The 783-nt window shown below is 39.6% G+C and carries 1 pseudogene; it reads left to right on the top strand.

What is annotated here, in order from left to right:
• Window positions 1-783, top strand: a pseudogene (locus HMPREF3182_RS03950) (hypothetical protein); the annotation flags it as partial.

Below are 783 nucleotides of genomic sequence, written 5' to 3'. Positions count from 1 at the left end.
CAAAAGATATGACCACCATGAAGGCGGATCAAGCGGCAAGCCAAGGTCAATTGAATGAATTATTAACTAAGGTACAAACAGAAGCAACTGATTATCGATTAGTGCCTAATGCACAAGCTACTGATAAGAAATATACAGTAGATGCGAATGGTGATATTACACTTACTGTACAAGATCAAAATCATAAAGATAAAACAGAAACAGTTACCATTAAAGATGTGGCTAAGAAATCTGATTTAACTGCGTCGGATCAGAAATTTACCGACTATGCGGTGAAATATGATAAAAATGGCGATACAGTAAACAAAAATTCTATCACCTTAGAAGGCGGTAATGATGGTACAGTTATTAAGAATGTAAAAGCTGGCGATGTATCTAGTACCAGCAAAGACGCTGTCAATGGCAGTCAATTGCACAAGACCAACCAAGGTTTCGATGTATATATCAAAGAAAATACCGATACCAATAAATTTAACGTAGGTTTAGGGGCAGATGACAAAGATGCCTTCGGTTTTGATGCCGGAAATGGTCTTGAAATCAGCAAAAACGGTAAGAAGATTACGTATGCACTGAAAGATGACATCGAAGTCGGGAAAGACGGCAACGATGGCAAGGACGGTAAAGTAGTTGTCAACGGTAAAGACGGCGAAAAAGTTACCATCAACGGTAAGAACGGTGAAATCGGTATTCAAGGACCAAAAGGTGCTGACGGAAAAGACGGTAATAGCATTACTTTGAGTGGTAAAGATGGCACGATTGGCGTTCAAGGACCAAAAGGTGCTG

This window comes from Megasphaera hutchinsoni (assembly GCF_001553405.1).
GTDB classification, from domain to species: domain Bacteria; phylum Bacillota; class Negativicutes; order Veillonellales; family Megasphaeraceae; genus Megasphaera; species Megasphaera hutchinsoni.
Note: the sequence above shows the minus strand (reverse complement) of the source record. Positions and strands in the feature narration are given on the sequence as shown.